The sequence below is a fragment of the Citrobacter sp. RHBSTW-00524 genome, assembly GCF_013747755.1.
Classification (GTDB): domain Bacteria; phylum Pseudomonadota; class Gammaproteobacteria; order Enterobacterales; family Enterobacteriaceae; genus Citrobacter; species Citrobacter braakii.
The window spans coordinates 3,919,192-3,933,586 of the sequence record NZ_CP056421.1; the positions used below are offsets into that span (position 1 = coordinate 3,919,192).

General features: G+C 53.6%; 15 protein-coding genes. 8 read left to right on the forward strand and 7 right to left on the reverse strand.

The window, feature by feature from the left end:
• The first annotated feature begins 124 nt into the window (after positions 1–124).
• On the forward strand, positions 125–1,489 hold the full coding sequence (locus tag HV229_RS18945; protein WP_181546146.1) for an MFS transporter: 1,365 nt from the start codon (positions 125–127) through the stop codon (positions 1,487–1,489).
• 94 nt (positions 1,490–1,583) lie between these two features.
• Here the strand turns inward: HV229_RS18945 and HV229_RS18950 are convergent, their stop codons facing one another.
• On the reverse strand, positions 1,584–2,075 hold the full coding sequence (locus HV229_RS18950; protein ID WP_003831002.1) for a YajQ family cyclic di-GMP-binding protein: 492 nt from the start codon (positions 2,073–2,075) through the stop codon (positions 1,584–1,586).
• Positions 2,076–2,249: 174 nt separating this feature from the next.
• On the opposite strand from HV229_RS18950, the gene panE reads away from it, so the two are divergent.
• From panE to HV229_RS18965, 3 genes are read left to right on the forward strand one after another with little or no spacing between them, the layout of a single operon-like run.
• Positions 2,250–3,161: a 2-dehydropantoate 2-reductase gene (gene panE, locus HV229_RS18955; protein ID WP_115190893.1), complete on the forward strand. Its 912-nt coding sequence runs from the start codon at positions 2,250–2,252 to the stop codon at positions 3,159–3,161.
• The gene (gene yajL, locus HV229_RS18960; RefSeq protein WP_115190894.1) at positions 3,124–3,714 is read left to right on the forward strand and encodes a protein deglycase YajL; all 591 of its coding nucleotides are present in this window, start codon (positions 3,124–3,126) and stop codon (positions 3,712–3,714) included. Before panE ends, yajL begins: the two co-directional genes overlap by 38 nt.
• Positions 3,715–3,745: 31 nt before the next feature.
• Positions 3,746–4,825, forward strand: a complete 1,080-nt coding sequence (locus HV229_RS18965) for a hypothetical protein (RefSeq protein WP_115190895.1) — start codon at positions 3,746–3,748, stop codon at positions 4,823–4,825.
• Between the two features lie 99 nt (positions 4,826–4,924).
• Here the strand turns inward: HV229_RS18965 and thiI are convergent, their stop codons facing one another.
• Entirely contained in the window at positions 4,925–6,373 is a 1,449-nt protein-coding gene (gene thiI, locus HV229_RS18970) for a tRNA uracil 4-sulfurtransferase ThiI (RefSeq protein WP_005125147.1), read from the reverse strand.
• A gap of 208 nt (positions 6,374–6,581) precedes the next feature.
• On the opposite strand from thiI, the gene xseB reads away from it, so the two are divergent.
• Genes xseB through yajO form a run of 4 tightly spaced genes read left to right on the forward strand, consistent with a single transcriptional unit; the run spans position 6,582 to position 10,642 of the window.
• The gene (xseB, locus tag HV229_RS18975; RefSeq protein ID WP_016152040.1) at positions 6,582–6,824 is read left to right on the forward strand and encodes an exodeoxyribonuclease VII small subunit; all 243 of its coding nucleotides are present in this window, start codon (positions 6,582–6,584) and stop codon (positions 6,822–6,824) included.
• A complete protein-coding gene (gene ispA, locus HV229_RS18980) occupies positions 6,825–7,724 on the forward strand; it encodes a (2E,6E)-farnesyl diphosphate synthase (RefSeq protein WP_016152039.1) in 900 nt (299 codons plus the stop codon). It abuts the gene before it with no gap.
• Between the two features lie 24 nt (positions 7,725–7,748).
• Complete coding sequence (dxs, locus tag HV229_RS18985; RefSeq protein WP_049281998.1) at positions 7,749–9,611, forward strand: 1-deoxy-D-xylulose-5-phosphate synthase; 1,863 nt, start codon at positions 7,749–7,751, stop codon at positions 9,609–9,611.
• Between the two features lie 56 nt (positions 9,612–9,667).
• Positions 9,668–10,642, forward strand: a complete 975-nt coding sequence (yajO, locus tag HV229_RS18990) for a 1-deoxyxylulose-5-phosphate synthase YajO (RefSeq protein ID WP_047357693.1) — start codon at positions 9,668–9,670, stop codon at positions 10,640–10,642.
• 100 nt (positions 10,643–10,742) lie between these two features.
• Here the strand turns inward: yajO and pgpA are convergent, their stop codons facing one another.
• The 5 genes from pgpA to ribD form a co-directional block, all read right to left on the reverse strand.
• Positions 10,743–11,261 (reverse strand): phosphatidylglycerophosphatase A, encoded by a 519-nt coding sequence (gene pgpA / locus HV229_RS18995; RefSeq protein ID WP_181546148.1) that lies wholly within the window; start codon positions 11,259–11,261, stop codon positions 10,743–10,745.
• Positions 11,239–12,216, reverse strand: coding sequence for a thiamine-phosphate kinase (gene thiL, locus HV229_RS19000; protein WP_075846808.1), 978 nt, complete (start codon positions 12,214–12,216; stop codon positions 11,239–11,241). The genes pgpA and thiL overlap by 23 nt, the downstream gene beginning before the upstream one ends.
• Before the next feature lie 77 nt (positions 12,217–12,293).
• On the reverse strand, positions 12,294–12,713 hold the full coding sequence (nusB, locus tag HV229_RS19005; RefSeq protein ID WP_000801129.1) for a transcription antitermination factor NusB: 420 nt from the start codon (positions 12,711–12,713) through the stop codon (positions 12,294–12,296).
• Between the two features lie 19 nt (positions 12,714–12,732).
• Positions 12,733–13,203 (reverse strand): 6,7-dimethyl-8-ribityllumazine synthase, encoded by a 471-nt coding sequence (ribE, locus tag HV229_RS19010; RefSeq protein ID WP_016152034.1) that lies wholly within the window; start codon positions 13,201–13,203, stop codon positions 12,733–12,735.
• An 86-nt stretch (positions 13,204–13,289) separates the two neighbouring features.
• Complete coding sequence (gene ribD / locus HV229_RS19015; RefSeq protein ID WP_016152033.1) at positions 13,290–14,393, reverse strand: bifunctional diaminohydroxyphosphoribosylaminopyrimidine deaminase/5-amino-6-(5-phosphoribosylamino)uracil reductase RibD; 1,104 nt, start codon at positions 14,391–14,393, stop codon at positions 13,290–13,292.
• Between the last annotated feature and the right edge of the window lie 2 nt (positions 14,394–14,395).

Below are 14,395 nucleotides of genomic sequence, written 5' to 3' on the forward strand. Positions count from 1 at the left end.
GCAAGTAAATTAGTTGCAGTTGTAATTATTTCAATTTTCCCACTACACAATTCCACATATCGTAGAGGTTTACCGCACTCCTTCCCCGCTTTACACTAGGCGCGAAATTAATACAGAGGTGGGAATGAACGATTACAAAATGACGCCCGGTGAGTTGCGCGCCACCTGGGGTTTAGGGACCGTATTCTCGTTGCGCATGCTTGGCATGTTTATGGTTCTGCCGGTTCTGACCACGTACGGTATGGCGCTACAGGGTGCCAGTGAAGCGCTGATTGGCCTTGCCATTGGCATTTATGGTCTGGCGCAAGCCGTTTTCCAGATCCCCTTTGGTCTGCTTTCAGACCGCATCGGTCGTAAGCCGCTTATCGTCGGCGGGCTGGCGGTATTCGTTCTCGGCAGCGTGATTGCCGCCCTCTCCGATTCAATCTGGGGCATTATTCTCGGTCGCGCTTTGCAAGGCTCTGGCGCGATTGCCGCCGCCGTGATGGCGCTGCTTTCCGACTTAACCCGTGAGCAAAACCGTACTAAAGCGATGGCGTTTATCGGCGTCAGCTTTGGTATCACCTTCGCCATTGCGATGGTGCTAGGACCGATCATTACCCATGCGCTGGGGCTACACGCGCTGTTCTGGATGATTGCAGCTCTTGCAACCACCGGCATTGTGCTGACTATTTGGGTCGTTCCCAATAGCACCAGCCACGTGCTGAACCGCGAATCTGGCATGGTAAAAGGCAGCTTCAGCAAAGTGCTGGCTGAGCCCAAACTGCTCAAGCTCAACTTTGGCATCATGTGTCTGCACATTTTGTTGATGTCCACTTTCGTCGCCTTACCGGGCCAACTGGCGAAAGCCGGTTTCCCCGCCGCAGAGCACTGGAAAATTTATCTGGTGACGATGCTGCTGTCCTTTGTTTCCGTGGTGCCGTTCATCATTTACGCAGAAGTGAAGCGGCGGATGAAGCGCGTATTCCTCGCCTGCGTGTTACTGATCCTTATCGCAGAGATTGTATTGTGGAGCGCTAACGTGCGTTTTTGGGGGCTGATTGCGGGCGTTCAGATATTCTTCCTCGCCTTCAACCTGATGGAGGCCCTCCTCCCCTCGCTTATCAGCAAAGAGTCTCCGGCTGGCTATAAAGGCACGGCGATGGGCGTTTACTCCACCAGCCAGTTTCTTGGCGTGGCGATTGGCGGTTCGCTCGGCGGTTGGGTGGTCGAAATGTTTGATGGTCAGGCGGTATTCCTGGCCGGCGCGCTTCTGGCGACAGTTTGGTTGTTGGTGGCAAGCACAATGAAAGAGCCGCCGTATGTCAGTAGCCTGCGAGTGGAAATCCCACCTGAGATTGCCGCAGATGACACCCTTAAGCAGCGTCTGCTGGCTAAAGAAGGGATAAGCGAAGTGTTAATTGTTGCGAAAGAGCATTCGGCTTACGTGAAAATCGACAGCAAAGTGACGAATCGATTTGAGGTTGAACAGGCCATCAGCCAGGCGTGAAGAGTGCCAGATGGCGACTATCGTTTGATCCAGCCTACAAATAGCGTGTGCAACCTGTAGGCCGGATAAGCGTAGCGCCATCAGGCATTACGACTTAATCGCGGAAGTTCTTAAACTGGAACGGCTGGCCGAGATCGCCGCCGCGAACCAGCGCCATAACGGATTGCAGATCGTCACGCGCCTTGCCGGTCACGCGGATTTCTTCGCCCTGAATTTGCGCTTGCACCTTCAGTTTGCTGTCTTTGATCAGCTTAACGATTTTCTTTTGCACCGCGCTTTCAATGCCCTGTTTCAGCTTAGCTTCAACAAACCAGGTTTTACCGCTATGCACGAAGGTTTCTGGTACGTCCAACGAAGTGCCTTCAATACCACGTTTCAGCAGCTTGGCACGTAAAATATCCAGCAACTGATTGACCTGGAAATCAGACTCGCTTAGCACCTTAATCGTCTTATTCGACTCGTTCAGCTCAAAAGTCGCTTCAACGCCACGAAAATCAAAGCGTGACTCCACTTCGCGGCTGGCGTTATCTACCGCGTTACGGGCTTCCTGAAGATCAACTTCAGAAACAATATCGAAAGATGGCATCTTTTCCTCTCCCTTCATTTTTGATGCGAAGCATAATACCTGCAAAGTTACACAACAGACAGCGCTATACTAGGCTGTATCCTTTAATTGTACGTGGTACTGATACCTGCGAACAATAATGGGGTACGGCCGATATGGATTAACACCTGGTGATGTTGCAGGTGAGGAGGAAGAATGAAAATTACCGTACTGGGATGTGGAGCGTTAGGACAGCTTTGGCTAACCACGCTGTGCAAACATGGACATGAGGTTCAGGGGTGGCTACGCGTACCGCAACCCTATTGCAGCGTTAACCTGATCGACACGGATGGGTCAGTATTCAATGAATCCCTGACGGCAAACGACCCCGATTTTTTGGCGAAAAGCGACCTGTTGCTTGTCACTCTGAAAGCCTGGCAGGTTTCTGATGCGGTCAAAGGCCTGGCCTCCATTCTGCCTGACACCACTCCCATTCTGCTGATTCACAACGGTATGGGGACGATTGAAGAGTTGCATAACATTAAGCAACCTCTGCTGATGGGCACCACAACCCACGCGGCACGCCGTGACGGCAACGTGATCATTCATGTCGCTCAGGGAACAACAAGGATTGGCCCGGCGCGTGAACAAGACGGTGATTTCAGTTATCTGGCTGAAGTCCTGCAAGAGGTGCTGCCGGACGTCGCCTGGCACAACAATATTCGCGCTGAGTTGTGGCGCAAGCTGGCCGTCAACTGCGTCATTAACCCGCTGACCGCATTATGGAATTGCTCAAATGGAGAGTTACGCCATCATCCTGAAAAAATAGCGCTCATCTGCGAGGAGGTGGCGGCGGTCATTGAACGCGAAGGCCACCACACATCAGCAGATGATTTACGCTATTATGTTGAGCAAGTGATTGACAGTACGGCGGAAAATATCTCATCAATGCTGCAAGACATACATGCCCTGCGCCATACTGAGATCGACTACATTACCGGTTATTTGTTAAAACGCGCCCGCGCGCACGGCATCGCCGTCCCGGAAAATGCCCGCCTGTTTGAAATGGTTAAGAGAAAGGAAAGTGAGTATGAGCGCTCAAGCACTGGTATGTCTCGCCCCTGGTAGTGAAGAGACCGAAGCGGTCACCACTATCGATCTGCTGGTTCGCGGCGGAATTAAGGTCACGACTGCAAGCGTTGCCAGCGATGGCGGCCTGACGATCGTGTGCTCACGCGGCGTAAAACTACTGGCGGATGCACCATTAGTGGAAGTTGCTGACGGGGATTTCGACATTATCGTGCTGCCCGGCGGTATTAAAGGCGCCGAGTGTTTTCGCGACAGCCCTCTGCTTGTCGAAACCGTGAAACAGTTTCATCGCTCCGGGCGCATTGTCGCGGCAATTTGCGCCTCTGCCGCCACAGTCCTCGTCCCACACGATATTTTTCCCATCGGTAACATGACCGGTTTTCCGGCGCTGAAAGACAATATTCCCACTGACCAGTGGCAGGATAAGCGCGTCGTATGGGATCCGCGCGTCAATCTGTTAACCAGCCAGGGACCGGGAACCTCTATCGATTTCGGTTTAAAAATCATTGATCTCCTGGTGAGTCGCGAAAAAGCTTACGAAGTGGCATCACAACTGGTGATGGCAGCGGGAATTTATAACTACTACGAGTAATCTTCAGGCCACTCGCATTCAAGGAATTATGATGAAAGGATATCTGAGCGGAGCGGCTTTACTGCTCCTTTCCGGCTACGCCAGTGCGACTCAACTTGAAATTGAGAGCCTTGAGTATCGCTATCCCGCAAGCACTGAGATGCAATATCGCGTGCCGTGGTTTACCTCAACGGATAACCCACAGGTTGCAAAACGCATTAACGATTATATTTTCACAAGCTTTATCAATCAGCTACCGGGAAATAATCCACAAGCGACCGTGAATCAGTTTGCGAAATCAGAGATGAATCCCACCGCAAACCTTGACTACACGGTTGAGTATCGCGACGCCAAAGTGTTGACCCTCAACATGTTTGTCGAAGGCTGCGGGGCGTATTGCGAGTCGTACAATGTACCGATCAGCTTCGATTTAGCCAACGGCGCGACAATTACCCTTAACGACCTCTTTTCCCGCTCCACGATGACCGAATTAAACACCCGTATCAGAAAAGATATCCGCAGCCAAATTGATACCTTTGTTGCCGCACAGAAATCACAAAAGCCGGAGCAAATAAAAGAAGACGGTGGAGATTCTGGCTTTGCCGAATTCTACGCATCGTGTGCAACCTACACCGACGGTCTGTACTACATCGACAAATTCTCCCTGCAAAAAGACCATCTGGCTTTCCTGAATGGACGTTGTAGCAACCACGCCAATCGCGCGGGTGACGAACTGGGCGATTTCACCACGAAAATCCCGACCGTTGAACTGCATAATCAGCTCACGCCTTACGGCCAGTATCTGACTACCGCAAAGAGAACTACACCGGTTTCGCCAGCGCCCGGCATTGACGGCAAGGTCATGTACGGCACGTTGGGAAAAAGCATGCGTATTGTGTTGAAGGTGGACTGCAAATACGGTGATTTTTTTGAAGGGGCTTACTTTTACCAGAAATTTGGTGCACCGATTGAATTAAACGGTAAATGCGACACAGCCGACAATCAACATTATGTACTGAAGACCTCTGCCGCTGAACAATCGGAAGAGAAGATAATGCTGGAGTTAAAAGACGGCGTCTATCAGGGTGTCTGGGAGTCGAACGGGAAAAAGCTCCCCATCCGTTTTGAATAATATTGTTATATTGCCGGATGGCAGCGTAAACAATTTATCAGGCCTACAAAACATACCGCTTGCAGGCCTGATAAGCGCAGCACCCTCAGGCAAAAGTCACTACGGGCGATATACCTTCACGTTTTCAAAGCCCTGCTCGCGCAGATACAGCGCCTGCAGACGGCTCATCACCCCGCGTTCACACCACAGCAGCCAGGTTTTACTCTGGTCCAGATCGCCGAATTTGGTGCTCAGTTTGTAGAACGGCAGAGAAACGACGTCCACACCGTCAACCTTCAGCGGTTTGTCATCCTGTTCATCCACAGAGCGGATATCCAGAATCACATCGTTCGGGCCGAAGCCGCTCACGGTTTCCACTTCCACCACGGTCTGCTGCGTCTGCTGGGCGATATCACGAATATCGATATTGTTCGCTTCTTCAACCACTTTATCGAGGATAGAGAAATCGAAGTTTTCTTCTTCGGCCTCAATCTTCGCTTTAATCGCTTTCACCGTCGGGCTTTTTGAAATCACACCGCAGTATTCCGGCATGGTACGGGCAAAGTCCTCAGTACCAATTTCACGCGCCAGATTAATGATGTGCTCCTTATCATGGGAGATAAGCGGGCGCAGGATCAGGGTGTCAGAAACGTTATCGATCAGGCGCAGGTTGGTCAGCGTCTGGCTGGACACCTGGCCCAGGGCTTCACCGGTTACCAGCGCCTGTACGCCGTAGCGCTCAGCGACTTTCGACGCTGCACGAACCATCATACGTTTAAGGACCACGCCCATCTGACCGTCGTCGACTTTCTCCAGGATCTCGCCAACCACCGGCTCAAAGTTGATCGCGACAAAACGCACGCGATGCGAGCTACCAAAGCGGTTCCACAGATAATGCGCCACCTGGCGAACGCCGATTTCATGCGCTGCGCCGCCGAGATTAAAGAAGCAGTAGTGCACGCGGCAGCCGCGACGCATCAGCATATAGCTGGACACGCCGGAGTCGAAACCACCGGAAATCAGCGACAGTACATCTTCCTGCGTCCCGATCGGGAAACCGCCAATACCTTCATAGCGGCCTTTAACCAGCAGCAGACGGTCGTTTTCGATTTCAAGATTAACCGTCACGTCCGGCTTCGTCAGCTTCACGCGCGCGGATTCAATATGCTGGTTCAGTCCACCGCCAACATAGCGTTCCACCTCAATAGAGCTAAACTCATGCTTACCGCGACGCTTAACGCGTACGCAGAAGGTTTTGCCTTCCAGTTGATCGCGATACTGCACCAGCGCTTTCTCGAAAATATCGTGCATATCGGTAAACGGCACGTCTTCAACTTCGAGAATATGGTGGATCCCCGGAATACGGGTCAGCGCGTCGCGAATATCCAAGCGCTGGCTTTCATCTTTAGCGCGAACCTCAACGTGATCCCAGTGGCGGACAACGGCAAGGTCTTCATCATAGTGCTTTAAAACGTTACGAATGTTCCCTGTCAGAATTTTTATAAAGCGCAAACGCACAGATTGGCTTTTGATGGTGATTTCTGGGAACAATTTAATGATAAACTTCATGGCGGCAATGGTTCTTTGGCAAGTCTGAATGACTTGTAATGGAAAAAAATACAGCAGCCCATACCCTGCGGCTGCATCCAGGCGCGCAAGTATACCACCATCATGGTCATCCTGTGCACATCGCCTTACCATTGTGCGTTATTTGCTTATCAGTGCGAGTCCGTTACCATAGCCTTGTGCTGCCAATACAGAGAGTCAGACATTCATTATGCCGAAGAAAAATGAAGCGCCAGCCAGTTTTGAAACAGCGCTGAGCGACCTGGAACAGATTGTTACCCGTCTGGAAAGCGGCGACCTGCCGCTGGAAGAAGCGCTGAACGAATTTGAACGTGGCGTACAGTTAGCACGTCAGGGACAGGTCAAGTTGCAACAGGCTGAACAGCGCGTACAAATCCTGCTGTCAGATACTGAAGACGCCGCCCTTACGCCTTTCACACCGGATAATGAGTAAATGGATTTTACGCAGCAGCTACAGGCTTGCGTTGAGCAGGCCAACCAGGCACTGAGCCGTTTTATCGCGCCATTGCCCTTTCAGAACACTCCCGTGGTCGAAACCATGCAATATGGCGCATTATTAGGCGGTAAACGTCTGCGCCCGTTTCTGGTGTATGCGACCGGTCAGATGTTTGGCGTCAGCCTGAGTACGCTTGATGCTCCCGCTGCCGCCGTCGAGTGTATCCATGCCTATTCGCTGATGCACGATGACTTACCCGCGATGGACGACGATGACCTGCGCCGCGGTCTGCCGACCTGCCACGTAAAATTTGGCGAGGCTAATGCGATCCTGGCTGGAGATGCGCTACAGACGCTGGCGTTCTCCATTATCAGCGACGCCCCGATGCCGGAAGTTTCTGATCGTGACCGCATCGCGATGATCTCTGAACTGGCCCAGGCCAGCGGTATCGCCGGTATGTGCGGCGGTCAGGCGTTGGATCTGGACGCTGAAGGCCATCAGGTAGAACTGGATGCGCTGGAGCGTATTCACCGCCATAAAACCGGGGCATTGATTCGCGCCGCCGTGCGTCTGGGTGCGTTAAGCGCTGGCGATAAAGGGCGAGAATGCCTGGCAATACTCGACAAGTACGCAGAAAGCATCGGTCTGGCCTTCCAGGTTCAGGATGACATCCTAGATGTGGTAGGCGATACTGCAACATTGGGTAAACGTCAGGGTGCTGACCAGCAGCTTGGCAAAAGTACCTATCCTGCACTTCTGGGTCTTGAGCAAGCCCAGAATAAAGCCCGGGATTTAATTGAGGATGCCCGCCAGTCGCTAAGTTTGCTGGCCGCACAGTCACTCGATACCTCGGCACTGGAAGCGCTAGCGGACTACATAATCCAGCGTGATAAATAAACCAACATATCCCATGAGCTTGCGATGAGTTTTGATATAGCCAAATACCCGACCCTGGCGCTGGTCGACTCCACTCAGGAGTTACGCCTGCTGCCAAAAGAGAGCCTGCCAAAGCTTTGCGACGAACTGCGCCGCTATTTGCTCGACAGCGTAAGCCGTTCCAGCGGGCACTTCGCCTCTGGTCTGGGCACGGTGGAACTCACCGTAGCGCTGCACTACGTCTACAACACCCCGTTTGACCAGTTAATCTGGGATGTGGGACATCAGGCTTACCCGCACAAAATTCTGACCGGCCGCCGCGATAAAATCGGCACCATTCGGCAGAAAGGCGGTTTGCATCCATTCCCATGGCGCGGTGAGAGCGAATATGACGTACTGAGCGTTGGGCACTCCTCAACCTCCATCAGCGCAGGTATCGGTATTGCGGTTGCCGCCGAGAAAGAAGGCAAGGAACGCCGTACCGTTTGTGTGATTGGGGACGGTGCAATCACCGCAGGCATGGCATTTGAAGCGATGAACCACGCGGGTGATATTAAGCCCGACATGCTGGTTATCCTCAACGACAACGAAATGTCGATTTCAGAGAACGTCGGCGCGCTGAACAATCACCTGGCGCAACTGCTCTCAGGCAAACTCTACTCCTCGCTGCGCGAAGGCGGGAAGAAAGTGTTCTCCGGTGTACCACCGATTAAAGAACTGCTCAAACGTACCGAAGAGCACATCAAAGGCATGGTTGTGCCGGGTACGCTGTTTGAAGAGCTGGGCTTTAACTATATTGGCCCGGTGGACGGACACGACGTGCTGGGGCTTATCACCACGCTTAAGAACATGCGCGATCTCAAAGGTCCACAGTTCCTGCACATCATGACCAAAAAAGGTCGTGGCTACGAGCCGGCGGAAAAAGATCCGATTACGTTCCACGCGGTACCCAAATTCGATCCATCCAGCGGATGCCTGCCGAAAAGCAGCGGCGGCCTGCCGAGCTATTCAAAGATCTTCGGTGACTGGCTGTGCGAGACCGCGGCGAAAGACAATAAGCTGATGGCGATCACCCCGGCGATGCGCGAAGGCTCCGGTATGGTGGAGTTCTCACGTAAGTTCCCGGATCGCTACTTTGATGTGGCGATTGCCGAGCAGCACGCGGTGACGTTTGCAGCCGGTCTGGCGATTGGCGGTTATAAGCCGGTCGTGGCTATTTACTCCACCTTCCTGCAACGCGCTTACGATCAGGTACTGCATGATGTCGCCATCCAGAAACTGCCGGTCCTGTTCGCCGTCGACCGGGCAGGTATCGTTGGCGCAGATGGACAAACCCACCAAGGGGCGTTCGACCTCTCTTTCCTGCGCTGTATCCCGGAAATGGTCATTATGACCCCAAGCGATGAGAACGAATGTCGCCAGATGCTGTTCACCGGCTATCACTACAACGACGGTCCGACGGTCGTACGTTATCCGCGCGGTAACGCGGTGGGCGTTGAGCTGGCGCCGCTGGAACATCTGCCAATCGGCAAAGGCATCGTGAAGCGTCACGGTGAGAAAGTGGCGATTCTCAACTTCGGCACCCTAATGCCGGAAGCCGCTCAGGTCGCAGAATCACTGAACGCCACGCTGGTTGATATGCGCTTTGTGAAACCGTTGGATGAAACGTTGATCCTCGAAATGGCAGCCCAACACGAGGTGTTGGTCACCCTCGAAGAGAATGCCATTATGGGCGGCGCTGGTAGCGGCGTAAACGAAGTGCTGATGGCCCATCGCAAGCCTGTTCCAGTGCTGAACATTGGCCTGCCTGACTTCTTCATCCCGCAGGGGACTCAGGACGAGGCTCGCGCCGAACTGGGACTTAATGCCGCCGGAATTGAGGCCAAAATCAAGGCCTGGCTGGCATAATCCCCTCCCCGCTCCTGCTATGCTTAACTCATCACGAGCATAGCAGGAGTGGATTAATGAAATACAACACCTTAGGAAAAACCGACCTACGGGTCTCCCGCCTTTGCCTGGGTTGCATGACGTTTGGCGAGCCCAATCGCGGCAATCACGCCTGGACGCTACCAGAAGAAAGCAGCCGCCCGATAATCAAACACGCTCTTGAAGGCGGCATTAACTTTTTTGATACCGCCAACAGCTACTCCGCTGGTAGCAGCGAAGAGATTGTCGGCCGCGCGCTGCGTGATTTCGCCCGCCGCGAAGATGTCGTGGTCGCCACCAAGGTTTTTCACCAGGTTGATGATTTAGCGGAAGGATTATCCCGCGCACAAATCTTGCGCTCAATCGACGATAGCCTCAGACGCCTGGGTATGGACTATGTGGACATCCTGCAAATTCACCGCTGGGATTACAATACGCCTATCGAAGAAACGCTGGAAGCCCTTAACGACGTAGTGAAAGCCGGTAAAGCTCGCTATATTGGCGCCTCATCCATGCACGCATCTCAGTTTGCTCAGGCACTGGCCTTACAGAAACAACACGGCTGGGCGCAGTTCGTTAGCATGCAGGATCACTACAACCTGATCTATCGTGAGGAAGAACGCGAAATGCTGCCGCTTTGCTATCAGGAGGGCGTCGCGGTGATCCCTTGGAGTCCGCTGGCGCGTGGTCGCCTGACGCGCCCCTGGGGAGAAACGACCGCACGTCTGGTTTCTGATGAAGTCGGTAAAAATTTATACTCTGAGAGCGATGAAAACGACGCCCAAATTGCCGCGCGGCTGACCGGTGTCAGTGAGGAATTAGGCGTAACGCGTGCGCAGGTTGCGCTGGCCTGGCTGCTGAGCAAACCGGGGGTGGCTGCGCCGATTATCGGCACTTCACGCGAGGAACAGTTGGATGAGTTACTTAATGCGGTGGATTTGACGCTGAAGCCAGAGCAGATTGCCGAGCTGGAAACGCCGTACAAACAGCATCCGGTGGTCGGATTTAAATAATCTGGCATTGCCCGATGGCGCTACGCTTATCGGGCCTACGAAACCGCCATCGTGTTTCCAGGCCAGATAAGGCGTTTACGCTGCCATCCGGCAAACCTATTTAAATGATCCCTACCGGCCAGTAATGGCCGATAAAATACAAAATTCCGGCGGAGAGTATTCCGGCCACAATATCATCAATCATGATCCCCGTACCGCCATGCACGTTGCGATCGAACCAACGGATCGGCCACGGCTTCCACATATCCAGAATACGGAAAATCACAAATCCCGCGGCGACCCACTGCCAGTCGTGGGTCGGCAGCGCCATCAGGGTTATCCACATCCCGACAAACTCGTCCCAAACAATGCTACCGTGATCGTGCACGCCCATATCTTTCGCCGTTTGATGGCACAGATAAACGCCGATACAGATAGACAACATGACCACCAGTGAATACAGCTGCCACGGCAGAAACGTCATTAAATACCAAAAAGGGATCGCCGCCAGCGATCCCATCGTGCCTGGAACAATTGGGCTCAGCCCGCTGCCAAAACCGGTGGCCAACAGGTGCCACGGATTGCGCATACTCAGGCGGCTTTTGGCGACATCTTTTTTAAGGCGCGGCAAAATGGTCATATCCTTTCCAGTCGAACGTGACGGGTTTTCCGTCGCGCGTAAAGTGAATGCCTTCCACGTCCGCGCTCATCTGCCCAATGCAGGTAAACGATGCGCCGAGATTTCCCAGCGCCACGTCCAGTGCGCCACGGTTAATTTCCGGTACGGTAAAGCATAACTCATAATCTTCACCCCCAGAAAGCGCCCAGCGCAGGGCTTGTTCCGGCTCAACGTGTTGGGCAAATGCCGTGGAGTATGGCAACGCATCGACGTTAACCCGCGCCCCACAGCCGCAGGCATTGACGATATGCCCCAGATCGGAAATCAGGCCGTCGGAAATATCGATAGCCGCACTGGCCAGATCGCGCAGGGCTTGTCCCTGCAAAATACGCGGCGTTGGACGCAGATGACGTTTAAGCAGATAGTCTGCGTCTTTTGCATCTGCCACCTGCAAGCGATCCTGCAAAATCGCCAGCCCGGCCGCGCTGTCGCCCGGCGTACCGGTCACATAAATCCAGTCCCCCGGTTTCGCACCGGAGCGTTTTAAGGCCCGTCCAACAGGGACGTAGCCGTGGATACCCAGCGTCATCGACAGTGGCCCACGCGTGGTGTCACCACCTATCAGCTGCATATCATAGTAATTGAGGAGTTCAAACAGGCTATCGCTGAAGGCTTCAAGCCAGGCTTCATCGACGTCAGGCAGCGTGAGCGCCAGCGTCAGCCACGCAGGATCGGCTCCCATCGCCGCCAGATCGCTCAAATTCACCGCCAGCGCTTTCCAGGCGAGATCGGTGGGATCAATGTCGGGGAGGAAGTGGTTGCCTGCCACCAGCGTATCGGTGCTGATCGCCAGCGTCTGTTTTTCAGGGATGTTCAGAAGTGCGCAATCGTCACCAATACCGGTTTCGACATCAAGACGAGACGTTCTTACGCGGTCAAAATAACGGGCAATCAGGGAAAATTCGCCGCATGCCATACGTTATGCCTCAGCAGAAAAAAAAGAAAAAGCCGGGGGCAGCGGAAACAAGTTCCACCATCCAGCCGGCCTCGGGATTACTTTTTGTTGGGGCGAATCACAGGTGCTGCTTTATCCAGTACGCCGTTCACGAATTTATGGCTGTCTTCAGCGCCGAAGGTTTTCGCCAGTTCAATCGCTTCGTTGATGGCCACTTTGTACGGCACATCACTACGTTTAGACAGTTCAAACAGCGCAATACGCAGCACGGCTTTTTCTACCTGACCCAGCTCTTCCAACAGACGAGACAGATAAGGCTTCATTAATCCATCCAGGTACGCGCTGTTAGTCGCCACCCCGGACAGCAGTTCACGGAAATACAGAACGTCGACATCTTTTACGTCCTGTTCCGCCAGGAACTGGTATTCAACATCAGCGATGTCGTTCTGGGACAACTGCCAGGAGTAGAGCGCCTGGACGGCACACTCACGGGCGCGGCGACGAGCAGCAGGTTTCACGGATTTCCCCTTACAAAAATCAGGCCTTGATGGCTTTCAATACATTAATCATTTCAAGTGCAGTCAGTGCAGCTTCTGCGCCTTTGTTGCCAGCTTTAGTGCCAGCACGTTCGATGGCTTGTTCAATACTTTCGGTGGTCAGAACACCGAAGGCTACCGGAATGCCACTGTCCTGAGCGACATGCGCCAGGCCATTGCTTGCACCGCCAGCCACATATTCGAAGTGCGCGGTGCCACCACGAATCACCGTACCTAACGCAATCACCGCGTCGTATTTACCGGATTTTGCAAGTACTGAGGCTGCCAGCGGCAGCTCATACGCGCCCGGAACCCAAACGACGGTAATGTTTTCATCTTTAACCTGACCAATACGTTTCAGGGCGTCGATCGCACCTTCCAGCAGGCTGTCATTGATAAAGTTGTTGAAACGCGCAATGGTGATGGCGACGCGAGCGTCCGGGGTAGCAACGTTAGCTTCAATAATGTTCATATTCTTCCTTCGGATTCACTAGACCCCGCAGGGGGGCGGATTTTATCATAATAATCTGTGCGCTGCTTCCCTTTCGAACCGGGAGATCATGCGCCCACTAAATGCAGGCAAAGGTCCGGACCTACATGGCGTATTTCGTTGAATTTGAAATGGGGGGCGTCAGCCAGTTTCTCAAGGCCTGGAAGCACACATAATCCTCGTGCATCGCTGCCTAACAGTTTAGGCGCAACATACACGATTAGCTCATCGACCAGACCGGCCTGTAATAACGCGCCCGCAAGCGTTGGACCTGCTTCAACCCAAATGCTGTTAATTTGCTGCTTGCCCAGTTGCATCATCAGCACCACCAGATCCAGATGCCCGTTATGTTCCGGCACCTTCAGGCTGCGCACCGTCTCCGGCCAACTACGAGGATCATCTTTTGTCCGGGCAATCCAGGTTTCTCCAGGCTGTTGCACAATACGGTGTTCCGGCGTGACCTGATTCTGGCTATCAACAACAATGCGGATAGGCTGGCGCAGATTTTCCTGCGGGTAACTCGCCTGGGTTGACTCCCCAAGTTCCGACCAACGCACGGTAAGCTGAGGGTCGTCAGCCAACACCGTAGCGCTGCTGGTTAAGATGGCATGGCTTTGCGCCCGTAATCGTTGCACATCGCGACGCGCCTGCGGCGAGGTTATCCACTGGCTTTCACCACTGGCCATCGCCGTACGCCCATCAAGCGACGCACCAAGTTTAAGCTGCACGTAGGGGAATCCCGTACGCATACGCTTGAGAAAGCCTTTATTAAGCTGCTCAACCTCGCTCATCATCAGCCCGTGACTGACGTCAATGCCCGCCTGCTGCAAACGGTAGAGACCACGACCGGCTACCTGCGGATTGGGATCCTGCATCGCTGCAACCACACGTGACACGCCTGCGGCAATCAGCGCATCGCAGCACGGGGGGGTACGACCATGATGGCTGCAGGGTTCAAGCGTTACATAGGCAGTCGCCCCTTGCGCTTTTTCTCCAGCCATGCGCAGAGCGTGGACTTCGGCATGCGGTTCACCCGCGCGGTGATGATACCCTTCACCGACGATCTCCCCATCTTTGACAATCACGCAGCCCACGTTGGGATTGGGGTGAGTGGTAAAACGTCCGCGCGCAGCAAGCTTCAGCGCGCGCGCCATGTACAATTCATCCTGCATGG

What these genes read in the sequence shown, in the direction of transcription:
- HV229_RS18945 (WP_181546146.1), top strand. Translation starts at nt 125, where the DNA reads ATGAACGATTACAAAATGACGCCCGGTGAGTTGCGCGCCACCTGGGGT.
- HV229_RS18950 (WP_003831002.1), bottom strand. Translation starts at nt 2,075, where the DNA reads ATGCCATCTTTCGATATTGTTTCTGAAGTTGATCTTCAGGAAGCCCGT.
- panE (WP_115190893.1), top strand. Translation starts at nt 2,250, where the DNA reads ATGAAAATTACCGTACTGGGATGTGGAGCGTTAGGACAGCTTTGGCTA.
- yajL (WP_115190894.1), top strand. Translation starts at nt 3,124, where the DNA reads ATGAGCGCTCAAGCACTGGTATGTCTCGCCCCTGGTAGTGAAGAGACC.
- HV229_RS18965 (WP_115190895.1), top strand. Translation starts at nt 3,746, where the DNA reads ATGAAAGGATATCTGAGCGGAGCGGCTTTACTGCTCCTTTCCGGCTAC.
- thiI (WP_005125147.1), bottom strand. Translation starts at nt 6,373, where the DNA reads ATGAAGTTTATCATTAAATTGTTCCCAGAAATCACCATCAAAAGCCAA.
- xseB (WP_016152040.1), top strand. Translation starts at nt 6,582, where the DNA reads ATGCCGAAGAAAAATGAAGCGCCAGCCAGTTTTGAAACAGCGCTGAGC.
- ispA (WP_016152039.1), top strand. Translation starts at nt 6,825, where the DNA reads ATGGATTTTACGCAGCAGCTACAGGCTTGCGTTGAGCAGGCCAACCAG.
- dxs (WP_049281998.1), top strand. Translation starts at nt 7,749, where the DNA reads ATGAGTTTTGATATAGCCAAATACCCGACCCTGGCGCTGGTCGACTCC.
- yajO (WP_047357693.1), top strand. Translation starts at nt 9,668, where the DNA reads ATGAAATACAACACCTTAGGAAAAACCGACCTACGGGTCTCCCGCCTT.
- pgpA (WP_181546148.1), bottom strand. Translation starts at nt 11,261, where the DNA reads ATGACCATTTTGCCGCGCCTTAAAAAAGATGTCGCCAAAAGCCGCCTG.
- thiL (WP_075846808.1), bottom strand. Translation starts at nt 12,216, where the DNA reads ATGGCATGCGGCGAATTTTCCCTGATTGCCCGTTATTTTGACCGCGTA.
- ribE (WP_016152034.1), bottom strand. Translation starts at nt 13,203, where the DNA reads ATGAACATTATTGAAGCTAACGTTGCTACCCCGGACGCTCGCGTCGCC.
- ribD (WP_016152033.1), bottom strand. Translation starts at nt 14,393, where the DNA reads ATGCAGGATGAATTGTACATGGCGCGCGCGCTGAAGCTTGCTGCGCGC.